The organism is Blautia sp. HA3515 (assembly GCF_059933065.1).
Genome location: NZ_JAYFUY010000123.1, coordinates 17,039 through 35,888 on the forward strand (window position 1 = coordinate 17,039; position 18,850 = coordinate 35,888).

At 45.0% G+C, this 18,850-nt stretch carries 15 protein-coding genes and 2 pseudogenes; all 17 read left to right on the plus strand.

All coding sequences use genetic code 11. The features are described 5' to 3' along the window. Positions 1-9 precede the first annotated feature (9 nt). The 17 genes and pseudogenes from R1Y93_RS10395 to R1Y93_RS10475 all read left to right on the plus strand — a co-directional run bounded on the left by R1Y93_RS10395 (position 10) and on the right by R1Y93_RS10475 (position 18,827). On the plus strand, positions 10-1,269 hold the full coding sequence (locus R1Y93_RS10395; RefSeq protein ID WP_500822754.1) for a hypothetical protein: 1,260 nt from the start codon (positions 10-12) through the stop codon (positions 1,267-1,269). A gap of 42 nt (positions 1,270-1,311) precedes the next feature. Beyond that, positions 1,312-2,201: pseudogene (locus tag R1Y93_RS10400) on the plus strand (DegV family protein). Positions 2,202-2,237: 36 nt separating this feature from the next. Beyond that, complete coding sequence (locus R1Y93_RS10405; protein WP_500822755.1) at positions 2,238-2,708, plus strand: hypothetical protein; 471 nt, start codon at positions 2,238-2,240, stop codon at positions 2,706-2,708. Then, a complete protein-coding gene (locus R1Y93_RS10410) occupies positions 2,677-3,042 on the plus strand; it encodes a DUF975 family protein (RefSeq protein ID WP_500822756.1) in 366 nt (121 codons plus the stop codon). Before R1Y93_RS10405 ends, R1Y93_RS10410 begins: the two co-directional genes overlap by 32 nt. Before the next feature lie 17 nt (positions 3,043-3,059). Further along, positions 3,060-5,233, plus strand: a pseudogene (locus tag R1Y93_RS10415) (Tex family protein). A 57-nt stretch (positions 5,234-5,290) separates the two neighbouring features. Next, positions 5,291-5,674 (plus strand): mechanosensitive ion channel family protein, encoded by a 384-nt coding sequence (locus R1Y93_RS10420; RefSeq protein WP_500822757.1) that lies wholly within the window; start codon positions 5,291-5,293, stop codon positions 5,672-5,674. A 210-nt stretch (positions 5,675-5,884) separates the two neighbouring features. Further along, on the plus strand, positions 5,885-6,148 hold the full coding sequence (locus tag R1Y93_RS10425; protein ID WP_500822758.1) for a hypothetical protein: 264 nt from the start codon (positions 5,885-5,887) through the stop codon (positions 6,146-6,148). 165 nt (positions 6,149-6,313) lie between these two features. Continuing rightward, positions 6,314-7,066, plus strand: a complete 753-nt coding sequence (locus R1Y93_RS10430) for a class C sortase (protein ID WP_500822759.1) — start codon at positions 6,314-6,316, stop codon at positions 7,064-7,066. 7 nt (positions 7,067-7,073) lie between these two features. Then, positions 7,074-7,859 (plus strand): hypothetical protein, encoded by a 786-nt coding sequence (locus tag R1Y93_RS10435; RefSeq protein ID WP_500822760.1) that lies wholly within the window; start codon positions 7,074-7,076, stop codon positions 7,857-7,859. Beyond that, on the plus strand, positions 7,853-8,263 hold the full coding sequence (locus tag R1Y93_RS10440; RefSeq protein WP_500822768.1) for a prealbumin-like fold domain-containing protein: 411 nt from the start codon (positions 7,853-7,855) through the stop codon (positions 8,261-8,263). The genes R1Y93_RS10435 and R1Y93_RS10440 overlap by 7 nt, the downstream gene beginning before the upstream one ends. Positions 8,264-8,494: 231 nt before the next feature. Then, positions 8,495-8,650 carry a hypothetical protein gene (locus R1Y93_RS10445; protein WP_500822761.1) on the plus strand — a complete coding sequence of 52 codons (156 nt, stop codon included), beginning with the start codon at positions 8,495-8,497 and terminating at the stop codon, positions 8,648-8,650. Continuing rightward, positions 8,611-10,023 carry a response regulator transcription factor gene (locus tag R1Y93_RS10450; RefSeq protein ID WP_500822762.1) on the plus strand — a complete coding sequence of 471 codons (1,413 nt, stop codon included), beginning with the start codon at positions 8,611-8,613 and terminating at the stop codon, positions 10,021-10,023. Before R1Y93_RS10445 ends, R1Y93_RS10450 begins: the two co-directional genes overlap by 40 nt. A gap of 1,333 nt (positions 10,024-11,356) precedes the next feature. Next, positions 11,357-12,865 carry a hypothetical protein gene (locus tag R1Y93_RS10455; RefSeq protein ID WP_500822763.1) on the plus strand — a complete coding sequence of 503 codons (1,509 nt, stop codon included), beginning with the start codon at positions 11,357-11,359 and terminating at the stop codon, positions 12,863-12,865. Then, positions 12,774-16,316, plus strand: coding sequence for a fibro-slime domain-containing protein (locus R1Y93_RS10460; RefSeq protein WP_500822764.1), 3,543 nt, complete (start codon positions 12,774-12,776; stop codon positions 16,314-16,316). The genes R1Y93_RS10455 and R1Y93_RS10460 overlap by 92 nt, the downstream gene beginning before the upstream one ends. Before the next feature lie 107 nt (positions 16,317-16,423). Further along, positions 16,424-16,588 (plus strand): hypothetical protein, encoded by a 165-nt coding sequence (locus R1Y93_RS10465; protein WP_500822765.1) that lies wholly within the window; start codon positions 16,424-16,426, stop codon positions 16,586-16,588. Beyond that, positions 16,563-16,994 (plus strand): MSCRAMM family protein, encoded by a 432-nt coding sequence (locus R1Y93_RS10470; RefSeq protein WP_500822766.1) that lies wholly within the window; start codon positions 16,563-16,565, stop codon positions 16,992-16,994. The genes R1Y93_RS10465 and R1Y93_RS10470 overlap by 26 nt, the downstream gene beginning before the upstream one ends. Before the next feature lie 99 nt (positions 16,995-17,093). Beyond that, on the plus strand, positions 17,094-18,827 hold the full coding sequence (locus tag R1Y93_RS10475; protein WP_500822767.1) for a SpaH/EbpB family LPXTG-anchored major pilin: 1,734 nt from the start codon (positions 17,094-17,096) through the stop codon (positions 18,825-18,827). Positions 18,828-18,850: the final 23 nt, after the last annotated feature.

Below are 18,850 nucleotides of genomic sequence, written 5' to 3' on the forward strand. Positions count from 1 at the left end.
AAAAGAAAAATGATGATTGCATTATTGATGGCAGGCAGCTTATGTACAGTATCTGTTCCTGCTATTGCAGAGGAGACCGCAGGGACACAGGAAGCAGCTGAGACAGAGGAGACTGCTGAAACAGAAGAGACTGCTGAAGCGCAGGAGACTGCGGAAGCAGAAATCACAGAAGAAGCACAGCCGGCAGACCCGCAGGCTTCCACTACTTTATCGGACAACATTTATGATTTCCAGCTGAAAATGGGAGAAGATATCTGCCAGTTCCCTATGACCTATGAGGCTTTTACAGCTCTTGGCTGGCAGCTTTCCGGCGTGGAAGAGGACGAAAGCGTACCCTCTAATTCCTACTATATGATCGATTTTGAAAAAGACGGACTGCGGATCGGAGCAGAGGCTATCAACCTGGGGATCAACCAGGCACCTGTAAGCCAGTGTCTGATCGGTTCTGTAACTGTGGATGCAAGCAGCAGCTACGGAGTGGATCTTTCCAAAATGCCGGTAGAGCTTGCAGGCGGGATCCAGATGGGCACCTCCACAGTGGATGATATTAAGGCAGCTTATGGAGATCCTTCTGATGTATATGAAGGAGATTATTATACACAGATGACATACTCCAAGGATACGTATGAACGTGTGGAACTGTATGTATATAAGGACGACAACACACTGAAAAAAGTAGACGTGCGTAATTTCTCAGAGCCGGAAGATTTTGAAAAGGGCGAAGTAGATACTTCCACACCGGATGTTGTATCTGATTATCAGGCGCCACAGGAGCTGGGCAGTGATATGCTGGATCCGGTAGTTGAGTACTGTGGTGATCTTTATCAGCTTCCTGCACCTGTAAGCGCATTTGAGGCAAATGGCTGGGTGATCCAGGATGCAGCTGAGGACGCATATGTAGAAGGCGGCGGTCTGGAATTTATTGATATGATGAAGAACAACCAGAGCGTAAGATTCTCCATCTATAACAAAACATCCAATGCAGTTACATTGTCCAATTGCTTTGTAACAGAACTGGAGGTTGGCAATTATGACAGCGACAGCCTGAGCCTGAAGCTTTCCGGTGGATTTACTTTAGGCGCATCCAAAAGCGATCTGATGGCAGCAGCACAGGAAAAAGGCTATCTTTACGATGAACAGAATGGCTATCTGACCATTTATGAGAGCGAAGATACCAAGATCGACACAAGAGCACAGTTCTGGTTCAATGAGGATGAGGATCCGGACACAGCTGCTGCAGTTACCTATAAGAATTATAACCTTCAGTAACACAAAAGGCAGCATGCCTGTGTCACTGGACCGGAGGAAAAGATGAGTGATTATATTCTGAGCTGCTGTTCAACAGCAGACCTTACTAAGGAACATTTTGAAAAACGTGGAATATCTTACATCTGTTTTCATTATCAGATGGATGGAAAACAGTATGCAGATGATCTGGGACAGAGTATGCCCTTTGAGAAGTTTTATCAGGCAATGGCAGATGGGGCAGAAACAAAAACTTCCCAGGTAAATGCAGAAGAGTATCAGGCATATTTTGAAACATTCCTGAAGCAGGGAAAGGATGTGCTTCATGTGTGCCTGTCCTCCGGGATTTCCGGAGCGATCAATTCTGCTATGATCGCCAAAGAAGAACTGTCCCAGAAGTATCCCCAAAGGCAGATCCTGATAGTAGATTCCCTTGGAGCATCTTCCGGATACGGGCTTTTGATGGATCAGCTGGCAGATCTTCGGGATCAGGGACAAAGCCTTCAGCAGGTTTATGACTGGGCCGAGCAGCATAAGCTGGAACTGAATCACTGGTTCTTTTCCACAGATCTTACCTTTTATATCAAGGGCGGCAGGATTTCCAAAACTGCCGGATTTATCGGCGGCGTGCTGAATATCTGCCCGCTTCTGAATATGGATGACCAGGGCAGGCTGATCCCCAGATTTAAGATCCGCACCAAGAAAAAGGTGATCCGTACCATTGTAGACAAGATGGAAGAATATGCCAGAGACGGCAAAGATTATTCCGGGAAGTGCTATATTTCCCAGTCCGGCTGTTATGAGGATGCCAGGGCTGTGGCAGACCTGGTTGAGTCCAGATTTCCACACTTAAACGGAAAAGTCCTGATCAATTATGTAGGTACTACCATTGGAAGCCATACAGGTCCCTAGGTACTGTGGCCCTTTTCTTCTGGGGGAAAAAACGTACAGAGTAAGAAGCTGTGGCCGAATCAAAGGAGATCTGATAATCTATGAAGAAAAGAAGTTCAAAAGAACTGAAAGATACGCAAAGCAGGCTTTGGAGAGGTAGATACGGCATCGCTATCATGGGTGTGCTGGCAGCATTTGGCATCAACCTTCTGGGGAATCTTCTGGCAGGGAATCTTTTTACAGGCGAATTCCTGCCAACTATGATCATGAGCCAGATCTTTCTGTTTATCCTGTCCCTTGTTACAGGGATCCTGTCTGCAGGACTGTATTACATGTTTCTGAATATGGCCAGGGACAGGGAGTTTGGTCTTGGTGATCTGCTGTATTTTTTCAGAAATCATCCGGATCGGGTGATCGTAGCTGGCTTTGTGCTGGCTCTGATCGATCTGGTGGTATCCATTCCCTATTACTGGTACAGCTATACTGTGATCCCGGGGAATACTCTTGGAAGCACAGGTGGAGTCGGATCAGGGCCGCTCTATGGAGCTGATGTTTTTATCCATTGTGCTTAATGTGATCGTTACGCTGCCTTTTGTTATGACCTATTTTATGATGGGCGGATATCATCTGGATATGGGCGGCATACAGGCCTTGAAGGCCAGTGCGGCTATGATGAAAGGGCATAAAGGCAGATATCTGCTGATGCAGATCAGCTTTATCCCTTTACTGTTTCTTTCTATATTCACATTATATATAGCTCTTCTTTGGATCGTGCCCTATATGCAGATGACTGTGACTATGTTTTACAGGGATCTGTTAGGAGGACTTGGATACCGGACATATTATGAGGATCACAGGGAAAATGAATCTGCCTGGGATCAGGACGACTTTAATTCTGAGGCATAAGGAGATGATAGTTTAACATGGATATTATACAGGTGATCACCCAGGAACTGGGTGTAAGAAAAGAACAGGTAGAAGCAGCGGTAAAGCTGATCGATGAAGGAAATACCATTCCGTTTATTTCCAGATACCGTAAGGAAGCCACCGGTGCCCTTAATGATGAACAGCTGCGTAATCTTTATGAGCGGCTGAATTACCTGCGTAACCTTGAAGATAAGAAGAAACAGGTGCTTGCCAGCATTGAAGAGCAAGGCAAGCTGGACAAGCCCTGCAGCTGAGGAAACAGATCCTGGAAGCACAGACTCTGGTAGTGGTAGAGGATCTGTACCGTCCCTACAGGCCGAAGCGCCGTACAAGGGCAACCATTGCCAAAGAAAAAGGACTGGAGCCCCTGGCAAATATTATCAGCCTGCAGATGACCAAAAAGCCATTGGAAGAAGAGGCACAGGCTTTTCTTTCTGAAGAGAAGGAGGTGATTTCTGTGGAGCAGGCCATTGCAGGAGCAAAGGATATTCTTGCTGAGCGTATTTCTGATGAGGCAGATTACCGTATCCGCATCAGGGATCTGACCACAAAGAAAGGAACCATCAGTTCTGCGGCAAAGGATCCAAAGGCTCAGTCTGTTTATGAAATGTATTATGAGTTTGAGGAGCCCATCAAGAAGCTGGCCGGTCACAGGATCCTTGCACTGAACAGAGGGGAAAAAGAAAAATTCCTTACTGTTAAGGTGAATGCACCGGAAGAGGAGATCCTTCGTTACCTGGAGCATCAGGTGATCACAAGGGAGAACCCTGTCACCTCTCCTGTTTTAAAAGAAGTGGTGGATGACTGCTACAAACGATTGATCGCACCTGCCATTGAAAGGGAGATCCGCAGTGATCTTACTGATCAGGCAGAAGATGGCGCCATCAAGGTATTTGGAAAGAATCTGGAGCAGCTTCTTATGCAGCCTCCCATTGCAGGGAAGGTTGTGCTTGGATGGGATCCGGCATTCCGTACAGGATGTAAGCTGGCAGTGGTAGATGCCACAGGAAAGGTGCTGGATACCACAGTGGTTTATCCTACTGCGCCTACCAATGAGACTAAGATCCGTGCAGCCAAGGATACTGTGGAGAAAATGATCCGAAAGTACAAAGTATCCCTGATCTCTGTTGGAAATGGTACTGCTTCCAGGGAGTCGGAGCAGGTGATCGTGGACATGCTGAAGGAGATCCCAGAGGCAGGGGTACAGTATGTGATCACTAATGAAGCTGGTGCTTCAGTATATTCTGCAAGCAAGCTGGCCACAGAAGAGTTCCCTAATTTTGATGTAGGGCAGAGAAGCGCAGCTTCCATTGCAAGGCGTGTACAGGATCCGCTGGCAGAGCTGGTAAAGATCGACCCTAAGTCCATTGGTGTTGGTCAGTATCAGCATGATATGAACCAGAAAAAGCTGGGAGAAGCCCTGTCAGGAGTCGTTGAGGATTGTGTGAATAAAGTAGGTGTGGATCTGAACACTGCATCTGCCTCCCTGCTGGAATATATTTCAGGCATCAGTAAAGCCATTGCGAAAAACATTGTGACCTACAGAGAAGAAAATGGCCGTTTTACCAATAGGAAAGGCCTTCTGAAGGTGGCAAAGCTGGGGCCTAAGGCTTTTGAACAGTGTGCCGGATTTATGCGTATCACAGGAGGCGATGATCCGCTGGATGCTACAAGTGTGCATCCGGAAAGCTATGAGGCAGCAAATGCCCTTCTTAAAAAGCTTGGACACACACCGGAAGATATTACATCCGGAGGGCTGGGCAGGATCTCATCCCAGATCCATGACTACAAAAAGCTGGCCAAGGAACTGGAGATCGGCGAGATCACATTGAAAGACATTGTGAAGGAACTGGAAAAACCGGCAAGAGATCCAAGGGATGAAATGCCCCGTCCGATCCTTCGCACAGATGTACTGAATATGGAGGACCTGAAAGAAGGAATGATCCTGAAAGGAACCGTGCGGAATGTGATCGATTTCGGAGCCTTTGTGGATATCGGGGTTCATCAGGACGGTCTGGTACATATCTCCCAGATGAGCGAGAAGTTTATCAAACATCCCCTGGAAGCAGTCAGTGTAGGGGATGTTGTGGATGTACAGGTGATCGGCGTGGATCTTAAGAAGAAACGGATCAGCCTTTCCCATGAAAGGATTTCAGAAATAAGAAATTAGAAATATGAAATAACAAACAAAAAAGTATTGTGATCCGGCGGGGAGGTGTAGGATTTTATGGAAGAAACCGCACAGGAGCTTACTGATCATGTAAGCCAGTTTCAGAAATATCTGGATGAACACACGCCTGAGCTGATCAGCTTTGGGATCAAAGTGGTTCTGTCCATTGTGGTTCTGTATATTGGAAGCCGCCTGATCCGGTGGGTGCTTGGTCTTGTGCGGCGCTCCCTGGGACGGACCGGGATGGATAAAGGGGCGGTACAGTTTTTATGTTCATTCCTGAAAGCCCTTTTATATATTCTGCTGATCTTCGGGATCGGGATGAATTTGGGTATTCAAAGAATCGTCCGTAGCCGCCCTTTTAGGTACTGCAGGCGTTACCATCGGTCTTGCGCTGCAGGGTGGACTGTCCAACCTGGCAGGAGGGGTGATGCTTCTTGATCTTCAAGCCATTAGGTGTAGGATACAGCTCTCGTCGATAAGGCCAATGGCTGGGAAGGGACTGTGTACAAGATCGAGATCTGTTATACTACCCTGCTGTCTGTGGATTACAGGCATATTGTGATCCCCAATGGCACCCGTCCGGGAATACAGTGGTCAACCTGACAGCAAGGGATATGCGGAAGCTGGAGTTGAAGATCGGGATTTCCTATGATTCAGATATGCACAAGGCAAAGCAGAATCCTGGAACAGATCATAAGAGACGACAAGGGTACCCTCTGGGAAGATCAGGGGATGCTGGTATACGTAGATGAACTGGCAGAAAGCGCAGTGGTCCTGGGCCTTCGTGTATGGGTACCTACAGAGGATTACTGGACGGTGCGGTGGCGTCTGAACGAAGCCATCAAAGACGAATTTGACCGTCAGGGGATCCAGATCCCATATCGTCAGCTGGATGTACATATAATTTCCTAATTTTGTTATATTTATCTTAGAATTTTTATATTTTCCAAAGACGGGTACTTGATTATACTATAATTAAAGTACCTGATAAAGCCAACCGGGTGCTTTGGAAGAAAAACGCCGGAGCAGAGGCGTATGAAAAAGTAACAATAAACTGACAGGGGAAAACCGGAGATTATGAATGAGAAAAAAAGACGGCTTTTTCTGCTGATTGGTGTGCTATTGGTGCTGGCAGGAGTGGCTGTAAGAGCATATCCGACCGTAAGTAACTGGTATCGTGAATATACGGCCAAGTATGAAATCAAAGATTATTGCGATACTGTAGATGTAGAGAATAAGGATAGCCTTACCAAGATGAAGGACATGGCCACAGAGTATAATCAGGAGCTGGAGGAAGAAGGCGGGGACGTATCCGCTGTCAGCTATGATGACCTGCTTGCAGTAACAGATGCCATTGGTTTTCTGGAGATCCCGAAGTTACAGGTTTATCTGCCTATTTATCACGGGGCGGGAGAGGATGTGCTTGAAAAAGGAATCGGACATATGCCCGGCACCTCCCTTCCTGTAGGCGGAGCTTCCACACATTGTGTGCTGTCAGGGCACACCGGGCTTCCATCAGCCAAGATGTTTACCCATCTGGATGATCTGGAAGAGGGTGACATGTTTTATATTCATGTATTAGACGAAGTATTGGCTTATCAGGTAGACCAGAAGAAGGTAGTCCTTCCTGATGAGACGGAAGATATAGAGATTATAGAAGGCAAGGATTATGTTGACGCTTCTTACGGTTTCCCCTACGGGGTGAACAGCCACAGGCTTCTGGTAAGAGGCGAGCGTACATCAAATGTTCCATCAGAGCTGTCTGTTCAGATGCCTGTGGAACGGAATAACCAGGAAATGATGGCACCCCGTACCGTGCTGAGATCATAGCAGGAGTATGCGTGGGGCTCTTCTGCATTTTCCTGATCTGGCTTGTGTGCCGGATCACCAGGGGAAAGAAGAAGGATGGGAGGATGGGAGGAAGAGGAAGGTGACGTTGAAAAAAGGAAGAGTAAAGGCAGCAGTTCTCTGTCTTATGATCTGCTGCAGCATGCTGCTTGGCACAGTAAGTGCCAAAGCGGAACAAAAAGGCAGTATTACACTTAGGCTTGCACAGACAGCGGCAGGTATTGAGGTAACTCTCTATCAGATCGCAGGATATGAGGATAATGGATTTGTATACAAGGATTTCCTTACAGGAAGCGGTATTAATGTATCTGGCTTGAAGACGGCTTCCGAATACGAAAAGGCAGCCCAGGGTCTTGCGGCTTTTGCCAAATCCCAGAAGCTTACAGGTACTGTAGCGCAGGCTGGTACAGATGGCACTGTTTCTTATCAAGATGTAAGGAACGGGATTTATCTGGCTGCACAGACCGGCGGTGAGGATATTATGGTAATGCAGCCGGTGATCATACCGGTTCCTTACAGCGAGAATAGCACAGAGAAGTACGATCCGGTACTGAATCCTAAGACCACCTTCCCAGGCGGTGCAGTGATCCTGAATAAGACAGATCCAGATGGGAAAACACTGGAAAAAGCAGTATTTGCTTTATGGCAGAAGGTTTACCGGAAGCAGGCGAGACGATCCCCCAGGGAGCAGCTTCCGGATCTGATGAAGGAGGAAGCTTCTACTGGAAAGAATTTAAGACCCAGCTTACAACAGATGGGAACGGACAGATCGTAGTTACCGATCTTCCTCTTGGTTCTTACCAGTTTACAGAGGAGAAAGCTCCTGACGGATTTGTAAAGCTTTCCCAGCCTGTAGCATTCAAGATCACACGTGCAGGACAGACAGCAGTGGTAAATGGAGTATATGTGCAGTCCTCCGGCAATGTGCAGGTGTTAAGTGTGGTGAATCAGCCGGAAGAAGTTACACCTACACCGGAGATTACTAATACACCGGCTCCGGAACCAACGGCTACACCGGCACCTGATACACCATCAGATAACACACCGCCATCCAGCGGCACAACCAATGTAAAGACCGGGGATAACACACCGATCCTTCCAATGATCGCAGTGCTTGTACTGGCAGTGATCGTTGCAGCTGTTGTGGTGATCCTTAAGAAGAAAAAGCATGATAAATAATTTCTTATATGAAAAAAAGCATGATAAATAACTTCCTATATAATGAAGCAAAAAGAAGTCCGCAAGGGCTTCTTTTTGTATGTAAAGAGAAAAAATAACATTTATTTTAATAATCTACAGAGAAAAAAATAACATTTTTTTTAAATAATCTATGAAAAGCTTGTCATAACAGGTAAAAATAAATATAATAAAAAAGTACACTTATTGTTCTAAATACAGGGGGAGTAGAAATTGCGAAAGATCTTGATCGCAGATGATGAGAGAATCGAAAGACAAGGGATCAGAAGCCTTCTCAGAGGAAAGACTACGATCTGGAGATCCTGGAAGCAGGCAATGGCAAAGAGGCGTTGGAGATTGCCAGGAGCCAGAAGCCAGATATTTTATTAAGTGATATAAAGATGCCATTTATGACCGGACTGGAGTTGATAGAGAAGGTGCGCCAGTTTGATTCTGAGATGGCCATCATTATTTTCAGCGGATACAGTGATTTTGAATATGCCAGACTGGCGATCAAGTACGGAGTGTTGGGCTATGTGCTGAAGCCGGTGAATCCGTCAGAATTTTATAATGTGATCGACAAGACGCTGATTGCCATTGATGAGAAGAAGCAGACAGAGGTACTGATGCAGAGGAATCAGGACTTTTTGGAGCAGTTTTATCTCCAGAAATACCTGAATACAGGCAGATTGGATATTAAGGCGGAAGCTATGGCTACACTGGATGTTTCCTGGTGGGAGCAGATCCGTCAGATGATCCTGATAGAGACTGCCACAGACTTTTTTGAAGAGCATGCAGAGGATTTTGAGACAGAACTGGCCGCTGAGCTGAAGCTTCCATTCCATTATCTGAATTTAAGTGCCACCAGTTCTCTTCTCTTTTTTGATGATAAGGTAAAGGTGGATTATGCGGTGCTGGGACAGCACGTCCATGGATTTATAAAAGATACTATGAATGCAGAATGCTATGTGGCTGTTTCCAGTACCATTACATCCGATTTCAATATGGCGGATGCCTATCAGGAAGTAGAGATCCTTATGGAGAACCGCTTTTACAGGTCGGATATGTGGGTTTATATGCCGGATATCAACTGGGAAGGCAAGGATAACTATGATGTGGTGGTTGATCTGCTGGAGAAGATGGAGAATGATGTGCGGCTTCGGGATCTGACCCATTTGTGGGAGCGTTTCCGCAAGTTTGCCGCACAGAAGCAGCAGGGAGGGAAGTTTTCCCATATTTTTGTGAAGTTTTCCTGCTCGAATATTGTAAAGGAAATGTATAAGGATATGAATTTCTCTTCGGACGAAAATGTGCAGATGCCATTGAGAAGCTGTATCAGTGCACTACAGTTCAGGAGATTATCGATATCCTGGAGCAGAAGTATCCAGCTTTATGAGGACACCATGTTTTCTAATCAGAGCGGTGCCAGAAGCGATGTGGAAAAGGTGAAGAGCTATGTGTATGAGCATTATGCAGATGAGCTGAGTGTGGAGATCCTGGGGAAGGGCGTGTATCTTTCGCCAGGGTATATGAGTTACATATTTAAGAAGGAGACAGGGGAAGGCCTGACTCATTTTATCAGGGAGTTTCGTCTGGAAAAGGCCAAGGAGCTTCTTTGTACTACCAATAAGAAAATCGTACAGATCTGTAAGGAGACAGGCTTTACCAATGCTTCCTATTTCTGCAAAAGCTTTCGTGAATATTATGGATGCAGCCCTGAGAAGTTCCGCAAAACAGCCGGGAACGGGGAAGATATAGGGTAGCATATTTTCAGATTTAGTGCTATTCTTTTGCATAGGCATACTTACGTTAAATATTGACATGAATAAAAATGCTGCTTATTTTTGGCTAATCCCTGAAAAGCAGCATTTTTTAACCCAAAACCAGCCTATTCTTTATGATAGCTTTTTATATTTTACAAAAAGTTATATGTTTCTGGAAAATGTAATATTCCATTGACGTAATTCCGTAGCTATAATTAACAATAGAGGTCAGTGTTAATGTTGCCCGGCTTCGGACAGCAATTTTGGGAAGGGTGAGGAACATGAGAAAGAGAACATGGCAGAAAATAGCAGCGCTGTTCGCTTGCGCTGCGATGATCATAACAACGCCTGATATTTCAAACCTGGTAAATGTCAGCGGTTCATCCTATGAGGATGAGACCACAGGAGTTGAATTCATCAGTAATGAGGCAGAGGATGTGGAAGCTGTTTCTGAGGATGAAGGCGGATTCTCCGGTACTGAGATTTCAGATGAGGACCAAACTACGAATACTGATTTTTCTGCATCTGATGCAGATACTGATACAGCCGAATTTGTTTCTGATTTTTCATCCGGTACGGATGAGGTGACAGATTCAGCAATGATTACCGACACAGAGACTGAAGTCCAGCCAGCTGCAGCGGTTATCCTTGAAAGTGCAGATGCCCCCCAAGCGTCAGCAGCAGCTCAGGGACAGCCAAGATGGGTACATATTACTTCCAACGCATCCAGTACCCGGCAGGGCAAGGCGAGAATCCGTCTGTATATGACGGATGCTCAGGACGACAGTCCGGCCTATATATTGTATACATCCCTCTTTTCGCAGTGGCAGGAGACCGTTCCGGAACAAGAACCCTCATCCGGGGCGGTGACCCTTCCACCCACAAAGCTTGAAGGAGCTTTGAATGGAACGGATGTACTTAGCGTTTCCCGGGTACAGGAGTACCAGAAGGATGATAATGGGGAATACGTATTAGACGCTAATGGAAATCTGATCACTACCGCATGCTATCTGGAGTATGAACTTGCTGCAGGCAGCAGTGCGGATTTTTATGCAGCTTTTGTTTATAAGACACAGGATGAAAGCTATTCTTACAAAGCAGACCTGAAGGCCAAGGTTACCTGGGAAGAGGAAGAACAGTCCCAGGATGTGACCCTGCCGGAGGATACAGGGAAGATCACGCTTGCCTGGGACAGCAGCGCAGTAACATCCGGGGATACCATCAGTGCAGATCCGGAAGTGCCGGACAACCAGGAGGACGAAACATCAGGAGAAGGAAGCCAGGAGCAGCCATCCCTGGTGCGTATTTCTATGACCAAAACTCTGGAGGCCGGGTGTCGGATGTGGCAGATGCCGCTTCTGATACAGAGGCAGAGGATGTTTCAGATGAGAATACAGTTACTGCTGCAGATGAAAACACAGACGATACTTCTGCAGAGGCAGAGATCGCTTTATCCGGCCAGCTTTATGGAGTACATGTGACAGCCCAGGATCTTCATACGGATGCCACAGCAGACAGTACTATTAAGCTGGATCTGAAGGACATGGGATCCGGACTTCCGGTTTCTGGCCTTTTCGTTTCTATGGGAAAGACAGAAGAGGAAGCATTAAGCAGCGAAGCTTCTGACAGCAGCGTGATCCCGAATGGACTGACAGATGAAGATCTGACAGTGACACGAGTACAGAATGATTCAGAGGATTATCTTACATTCCAGCTGCCGGCTGGGGATACCGCTGATTTTTATGTAGGTATTTCCTACCATGCACAGGAAGAAACATATCATAAGACTATCGGCATAGAGCCGGAGGCACTGCAGGAAACCAGTATTCAGGACGTAGATGCACAGCAGGAAGCTGATTCCCAGAACATAGTAGAACAGCAGTCAGCAACAAATGCAGAGCTGGATGTGCTGTCTGCGCTTCCGGGAGCCATTCCTGTGGAAAGCGAGACTGCAGCTGTCCAGGATGCGACTTCCCAGGATCCGGAGTCCCAGGAAGACACAGGAGGGGATGCTGGAGAAGATGCAGGTAAGCAGCTGATCAGCGTGCTGGAGAGCGGTGCCGCAGCTGTTACACTGGCCTGGGCAGATAATACAACACCAAACACTGGGAAGGTATACTTTGCTGCACCAGCTGATTGGACCAATAATGGGTACACGGTGAAGGTCTGGACACAGGCAGATACGAACGACAAAGCGGGTCATCTTACAGTGATGACGGATACAAAAGCATCTTATAATGGAATGAAGGTGTATGCATTTGAAGTGACCAGTGCAATAAAACCGGGCACAGGTCTTTATGTATTATTTTTTCAGGCTTTTGACAAAAATGACAAATGGGTTACACAGTATGAAACCATTAGAAGATATACGTGGACTGAAGATACCGTATTCCTGAATAAGCTGTATAATTCCTCAACTAAACAATGGGAGGACTACACCCCATTTGATCCGAATGATCATACTTCCTTTGCAGGGAAGATCATGTACTTTGAAAATAAGACAGATCAGACCCTGACTGGGGTGAAGGCAGTCTTTTATGAGAAAGGCAACGAAGGTGAATATCAGCAGGTCACATCTGCTGAAATGATAAAAAATGCAAATGGCAAGGCAAACGGCTATTCTGTTACCATTCCAAATGATCCGTGCTCTTATGTACAGTTTATAGATGCTTCCGGTAATGTACTGGGTGACACCTATTCCAATTTCTATGGACAGGGTACAGGAGAAGATGGCGTAGAAAGCGTACTGTTTGCAGAAGGTTCTACAGACTGCTACAAATATGCAGGTACACCCGAGAACTCCACCTGGGGGTGTACTGGGAAGCAGAACCGTTTATTTTGACGCTACATATTCCAAATTGTCATATAAGAAAAGTGCTAATGCTGATGCTGCATACAGCATACCTGCAGAGGACGGAATTTTTAAATACTATATCTCTGGAGATGGCAAAGATGATATTACAGGGAATATGACCCCTGTATCCTCTCATTCTGAAAACGGACATACCTGGAAGGATGTATACAAAGCAGAATTACCGGAAGGGTATACAAAAATTGCATTTTTCGGATTTACTCCTGCAAATGCAACGAATTTCGGTGCACATGGTGAGAGTACTAAAACACTGACCATTCCAACAGATCTGGTAAATCCCTGCTTTTATGCTGATGCAGGAGATGCGGCAGTATATAACGGTGGTCAGCGAGACGGTTACTGGGATGAAGTATATACCATCCGAAATGCAGAAGTAAAGAAATCTAGCAAAGATGAGGTCAAAGATGTAGTAGATATTGCAAAGGATACATTTACCAGAGCATCAGATACCCTGTATGTAAATTCTACCTTTTATGATTATTATACAGATTATGAATTAAATGGAAATAACCGTGACAGTTATTCTGGAGACAATGCTTCAAGTCAGCGGAACTGGGTAACATTCCGTGAGTTTGACCAGGCACTGAGTGATTACTATCAGGCAAATGGCTCGAAAATACCCATTTATGTTGGACATTTCCAGCCAAATTGCTTTGATGGTATACGATTTTCAGATATTGCATCAACGTTGAAACTGTATGGATATGATAATTACAATAATTTCTTTTCAACAAACAACTCAGCGATTGACTTTAACGGCACTCAGGTCGGTAGTGATGGTAATCTTCAGGGTTTTGCAAAGATTGCCAAGGGTCTTGTAAGTGGTACATTAGCAGACGGCAATCTGGTAGCAACAAAAGAAGGAAATGCAGTCCTTCCGCTGTTTAATGAAGATTTCCTATTGGGAAATAACAGCAAAAATGCTGTGATCGGAGATGTTTACCATAATGTGGCATTTCCTTTCAAGCAGGAAGACCTGAAAGGCGATGGCGTATATTACTGGGTATTTGACAGTAATGAGACTACCCTGCTGATGAAACAGGACGAAACTACAGGAGAATATCACCTGCAGAATCCAGGAAATAAGCAAGAAAATTGCAAGAACCGGAGTAGTTCCAATGGAGAACAGGATAAGTATGGCTTCTTCCCATTTAATGAAACATCCTCAATTGGTATGGCCGACAGATATAACTACGGTTTTGGTGCCAAGCTGGAATTCAATTTCAGGTTGACCAAGGACGGAACGGTCAAAGACAAAGATGGTAAAGATGTACCTATTGAGTTTAATTTCTCCGGTGATGATGATGTGTGGGTGTTTATTGACGGAAAGCTTGCACTGGATGTGGGAGGCGCCCACAGCCCTGCTACAGGAACTCTTAATTTTGCTACATTAGAGGCCACCGTCAGTGATGTAAAAGCAAGTGCAGGAGATGGAAGCCCAACCACAGTTACAAAGTTTACTCTGGAGGGAGATAAAACAGCTGAACATACCCTGACCATGTTCTATATGGAGCGTGGTATGTGGGAATCTAATATGAAGGTTACTTTCAACTTCCCGGATGAAAACCAGCTGCAGGTGGAGAAACAGGTAGACACTACTGCTGTAAACAGCCTGTTCAGTAATCTTTTTAAAGATTCTTCCATCTTTAACTTCTCCATCAAGAATCTGGCAACTCATTATGCTGAAAAGAAAGTGGATTCAGACGCAGCAGAGCCCCTGAGAATTGCAGAACAGAATTATACGGTTGCCCCAAAACATAAAGATAATAAATTTGAGAAGGTTGAAAGTGGTGACAGCAATCTTACAGGAAGCGTTCATTGGTATGCAAAGGAGGATGATGCAGATAGCAGTTATAGGGATCAGCGATATGGAGAATTAACACTGGGTAGTCCGGTGGACATTTCAAAGATGGCTTATCTGGAGATTAAGTTCTATTATGATTACACGGATACCCCATCCCTGTCCAATATGTATCTGCAATTTGAAGACAGCAGCGGAAACTTAGGCGGCAATCTTGACACGGAAACACTTTCCGGACGTACCTATGGGTCGGTTTCCATAAAAAGTAAAGAATGGGTAACAGTAAAGCTGGATCTTACCAAGATGTCCTGGAGTGGCTTTGACAAGACGAAGCTTAGCAAGATTCGGTTCGGATATAACTTTCCAAGAGATTTCTACCTGAAAGACTTTGTATTCAGGCCTACAGTTGAGATTTCCGAGCCCACCGGATTTGTTACCAAACAGTATGAGATCCCGGATTATGGCTCTGCCAAAAGCGGAAAGCTGGAGATCCCGAAGGGAGCTACCTATACCTCTACATCAACTAAGCGTGATGCCCGTGTGATCGGTGAAGATGGAGAGTTCGTACTGGAGGATCAGGAAACCGTTACCTTCAAAGATCAGTTCCGAAGAGGAAGCTATATATCCCTGAAGGAGGAAGTTGATTCAGACCTGTTTGATACCACCTGGACCATGTATGAGAATGGACAGGCAGTTGCCGGAATGGGAACCGGAAATACTGTTACCAATGCAGATCCGGTACCAGGCATGACGAACCAGACTGGCACAGCCATTAATGACGGACGAACAGAAAAGTATATTATCGGAAATGATGCAGACGGAAAGGAACAGGCTAATGCATACACGGGTACAAAGCCAACTGAAAGTACTTTTGTATTCCGTTCTTATGCAAATCCTGACAATACAACAACAGCAACAAAACTGAAAGCAGTCTTTTACAATAAAGTAAAGACAGGTACCCTGAAAATTACCAAAACAGCGGCTGATGGCAGCGAAAAGCTGTCAGGTAAGTATGAATTCCTTGTTACCTTTACAAATGTGGGTGACCTGGGACTGGAAGAAAAGCCTATTACACAGAGGTGTACCATTGATCTGAGTAATGGTGCACAATCGGGCTCATATGAAATTACCGGGATTCCGGTAGGAACCTTCTTCAAAGTAGAAGAGATTTCCACAGATGATGGTTCTACTCTGGACAGCATTAAGATAGGCGAGATAGAACAGCCTAAGGGAACTACAGCAGCAAAGGGAGATATCAAATCTACCGAAACTACTGTAGAAACTACTTTCCGAAATACAAAAAAACCAGTTGTAAACATTTCTGTAGAGAAGCTTTGGAAGAATGCTGACGAGACCAATTATGTAGGGAATCTTCCTGATAAGATCTATGTACAGCTTCAGAGAAGACAGCCTGATACTGATACCTGGGCACCTGTACCTGCAGATGGAAATGCAAATACCTATACAGAGCTTGCACGCAGTATATACACCGGAAAATGGCAGACTTCCTTTACAGGATTGGATAAATATGTGGACTATACACAAGAGTCCCCAATAGAATGGCAGTACCGGGTAGTAGAAGTCAGTGTGGGGTCAAGATGGTACAGTTACACCTATTGAAAACGAAAATACGATACAGTTTTCAGCAGGCCGGTTTGCGGTAACCTATAATTTCGTACTGCAGGATCATGAAACCGTTACTTTCAAGGACAGGATCAATTTTACTGATGAAAATGCAGGAGAAGAGAGTCATTACCAATACATATCAGCTTCCAAAGACAAGAATACAGATCCTGAAGATTCAGGCAGGTACATCAGGAAGAGATGTGGTGAAGCTGGCAGGAGCGCAAGTTCCGTCTGGAGAAGATGACAGCAGACGGCAGCAGCGTTGACAGTAATTTTGTAGCGCTAACCTCTACTGAGACAGGGAGCCTTGGTCTGGCAGCATTTGAAGATCTGGAGGATGGAACTTATCAGATCACAGAGATTCAGGCTCCAAAGGAGTACAGCCTTCTGGCTTCCCCAATCAAAGTAGTACTTAACCGAAAGGGTAATTCGATTCTTGTAGACAACCAGGAAGTTTCTGACAAGCTGCAGGGAGATACCATTACCATTCAGGTTGCGGATCAGAAGAAATTCAACCTTCCTGCAACAGGAAGCTGGAGCAGACTGATTCTTGGATTTTCCGGTGGGATCCCCATCGGACTGGCTGTAATCATTTATCTGTTACAAAAGCGGAGAAAGGAGGGCAAAGCTTCCTGCCACCGGCTCAGAAGCAGACAGATGGTGCAACAATAAATGTGTGAGAGATATAAAAACAGCGAATGCTTATAACAAAAATTACAGGAAAACAGAAACGCTGTATAAAAAGAAGAAGAAGAGAGAGAGGATATGAGTATGAAGAAATTCAAAAAACTGCTTGCCGGTCTGCTTACCGGTGCAATGTTGCTTGGAAGTATGTCAGTTTCTGCTTTTGCAGCTGACAAAACACCAGTAATCGACGAAAGCAAAAAAGGTTCCATTACAATTCATAAGTATACCGAGGACGGTGGTAAAGGTAAACCAGCTACAGGTAAAGAAGATGCAACTCAGGTTCCGACAGGGGCAGTTGCTATTAAAGATGTGGGATTTACTATTTACAAGGTTGCAAATGCAAACGATCTTACAAACTATTACAATACAAATCCAACCAGTCTTCCGGATGTAAAGAACTATTATACCGGCACTGGGAAAAATGTACAGGTTAATGCGGATGTTACAGCGAACAAGGTTGGCAGTGAAGTAAAGACAGATGCTAATGGTGTGGCTGCATTTACAGGTCTTGACCTTGGTATTTATCTTGTAGTGGAGACAACCAGTCCGGCAATTGTAACAAGACCCTGTGAGCCATTTTTGGTCGCTGTACCAATGACTACAGATGGAGATGACTGGTTATATGATGTACATGTTTATCCTAAGAACAAAACAGATGTTGGTGGTGTAAGCCTTGTGAAAACAGGAAAAAACGGTGCAAAACTGCAAGGTGTAACCTTTGTTCTTCAGAAAAAGGATGGAGATTCCTGGATAAATATCACAAATAAGTCAACTGCAGCCGGAGATAACACAGGTGTTGATTTGACACTGGTTACAGATGCAAATGGTGAAATCAATGTAGACGGGTTGTCCAGCGGTACCTACCGTTTCATTGAGATATCTGTAGGCACAGATAATAAAGGCTATATTATGGATGGTGCTACTACCTATGAATTTACAGTAGATGGTACAAATGTTACTTATGATGGAAATACAGATACAGATATTCAGATTCCTGTTACCAATGACAAGCCAGACATGACCAAGGAAGTAAAGAATGGAAGTGAATGGAAACATGATGCGGATTACAGTGTAGGAGATCTGGTTCCATACCAAATTACAGTATCTGTACCGGCAAACATTGCACAGCTGAAAACTTTCACACTTACAGATACACCTACTAACCTGAAAGATGATGCAACTTCAGTAAAAGTAACAGATAAAACAGGCAACACAACAATCCCTGCAACAGCAACAGCGGATGGAAAAGGATTTACCATTGATTTTGCACCGGCAACTCTTGCTTCTTATGCAGGACAGGATATTATCGTAACTTATAATGCAGAACTGCTTAACACAGCTAAAACAACTACAGATGGCAATCCAAACACTGCAACACTGGAATACTCCAATAAGATTCTTCCGGAAACCGATGACGGATCCAATCCTAACAAACCTAACAAACCGGGAGAGAAGCCTACAACCGACAAGATCACAGATACAGCTGTTGTATATACCTTTAAGATCCAGATCGTAAAGAAAGCAGAAAGTGAGAGCGGAACACCTCTTGCAAATGTTGAATTTGATCTGTACAAAGAGGTTGCAGATGGAACAACAGGCGCTGCTACTGCAGCGGAAGTAAAGAAAGCAGGTCTTGACAGTTCTAAAACATGGAAGAAGATTAATGCAACATCTCTTATAACAGGTGCTGAAGGAGAAAATAAAGGTATAGTTTCTCAGAGCGGACTTAAGAATGGTGAATATTGGGTGAGGAGGACAAGAAAGCCAATGCAAGACATTGCCGATGTGTTTTCAAGCACCATCAGGCTACACTCCTGATGTCCCTATGTCAACAACCACAT

Bases quoted from the DNA above. Each gene is read 5' to 3' on its own strand.
- R1Y93_RS10425 (WP_500822758.1), top strand. From the start codon at position 5,885: ATGATTCAGATATGCACAAGGCAAAGCAGAATCCTGGAACAGATCATA.
- R1Y93_RS10405 (WP_500822755.1), top strand. From the start codon at position 2,238: ATGAAGAAAAGAAGTTCAAAAGAACTGAAAGATACGCAAAGCAGGCTT.
- R1Y93_RS10470 (WP_500822766.1), top strand. From the start codon at position 16,563: ATGACAGCAGACGGCAGCAGCGTTGACAGTAATTTTGTAGCGCTAACC.
- R1Y93_RS10465 (WP_500822765.1), top strand. From the start codon at position 16,424: ATGAAAATGCAGGAGAAGAGAGTCATTACCAATACATATCAGCTTCCA.
- R1Y93_RS10395 (WP_500822754.1), top strand. From the start codon at position 10: ATGATGATTGCATTATTGATGGCAGGCAGCTTATGTACAGTATCTGTT.
- R1Y93_RS10435 (WP_500822760.1), top strand. From the start codon at position 7,074: ATGCGTGGGGCTCTTCTGCATTTTCCTGATCTGGCTTGTGTGCCGGAT.
- R1Y93_RS10475 (WP_500822767.1), top strand. From the start codon at position 17,094: ATGAAGAAATTCAAAAAACTGCTTGCCGGTCTGCTTACCGGTGCAATG.
- R1Y93_RS10430 (WP_500822759.1), top strand. From the start codon at position 6,314: ATGAATGAGAAAAAAAGACGGCTTTTTCTGCTGATTGGTGTGCTATTG.
- R1Y93_RS10420 (WP_500822757.1), top strand. From the start codon at position 5,291: ATGGAAGAAACCGCACAGGAGCTTACTGATCATGTAAGCCAGTTTCAG.
- R1Y93_RS10410 (WP_500822756.1), top strand. From the start codon at position 2,677: ATGGAGCTGATGTTTTTATCCATTGTGCTTAATGTGATCGTTACGCTG.